The 1,345-nt window shown below is 67.8% G+C and carries 2 protein-coding genes; both read left to right on the forward strand.

The window, feature by feature from the left end:
• Positions 1-31 precede the first annotated feature (31 nt).
• Positions 32-787: an ABC transporter permease gene (locus AB4Z27_RS28995; RefSeq protein ID WP_441592755.1), complete on the forward strand. Its 756-nt coding sequence runs from the start codon at positions 32-34 to the stop codon at positions 785-787.
• A gap of 30 nt (positions 788-817) precedes the next feature.
• A partial coding sequence (locus tag AB4Z27_RS29000) for an enoyl-CoA hydratase/isomerase family protein (RefSeq protein WP_441645982.1) occupies positions 818-1,345 on the forward strand: 528 nt, incomplete at its 3' end.

The raw sequence follows: 1,345 nt of genomic DNA on the forward strand, positions 1-1,345 counted from the left end.
GGGGCCCAGGGCAACTGAAAGGACTGTGCTCATGAACAAGATGTCCCGTGGGCTGCTCAGCCTTGCCACGCCCATCGCCCTGCTCGGCGTCTGGGGGGCGCTGGGCGACCCTGCCTCGCCGGTGGCGCCGCCCCCGCAGACGTGGCTGACGCAGGCGGCCGTCATGCTGGCGGCGGGTGACCTGCAACTGGCGGTCCTCGCCACGCTGAAGACCGTGCTGCTCGCCACGCTGGTTGCCGGCATCGCCGGCACGGTGATGGGCGCCACGCTGGGCGCGCGCCGTGCCATCTCCGACACGGTGGCGCCCACGCTCGAATTCCTGCGCTCGATTCCGCCGCCGACCATCGTCCCCGTGGCGATGCTGCTGATCGGCGCCGGCACCGGGCTGGATATCTCGGTAGTCGCGCTAGCTACGGTCTGGCCGGTGATGCTCAATGTCCTGCAGGCAACGCGATCGATCCATCCCACACTGATCAGTACGGGCCACACGCTCAGGCTCTCGCCGTGGAGCCGGACGAGGAATATCTACGTGCCGTCCATCCTGCCCGGCGTGATAGCTGGACTGCGCGTGGCGGCGCCACTGGCGATCATCGTCGCGCTGCTGGTCGAGATGCTGGCCACCCGGCCGGGCATCGGCCGCCTGCTGCTCTCTGCCCAGCGGGACTTCGACGCCCCCGGCGTGTTTGCCCTGCTGCTGACCGTCGGCCTGATCGGCGTGGGCGTGAACGGCGCGTTTGAGTGGCTGGAGCGATCCGCCGCCAAACGCCTGCCTAACGCCATGCGCTGAGCCCTCTCTCTTATCAACGGAATTCTTGAGATGTCCATCGACTTTCAGATCATCGACCACGCCATCGCCCACATCATCATTGACCGCCCCGAGCGCCACAACGCGCTCGACGTCGAACACGACCGGGCGCTGGCCGGCGCCTGGAAGCGCTTCAACGACGACCCGCAACTCAAAGTCGCCGTCCTCTCCGCGCGGGGCGGTCGCGCCTTCTGCACGGGGGCCGATATTGGCAACTATCTCACCTATCGGCGCGAACTCGCCGAGAGCGACGCGCCCACATCCATCATCAGCTTTGCCGGCCTGACCGGCGCCGGGGACGTGGTCAAGCCGACGATTGCAGCTATCGACGGCATCTGCGTGGCCGGCGGGCTGGAGCTGGCGCTGGCCTGCGACATCCGCCTCGCCACGCCGGAATCGACTTTCGCTTTGCCGGAGGTCCGGCTGGGGATTCTTCCCGGCGGTGGTGGCACCCAGCGGCTGGCAAAGGTGGCGGGGATGGGTGTAGCCATGCGGATGATCCTGACCGGCGACACCTTCGATGCCAGCTTCGCCCTGAAC

Source organism: Cupriavidus sp. KB_39, from assembly GCF_052114485.1.
Classification (GTDB): Bacteria; Pseudomonadota; Gammaproteobacteria; order Burkholderiales; family Burkholderiaceae; genus Cupriavidus.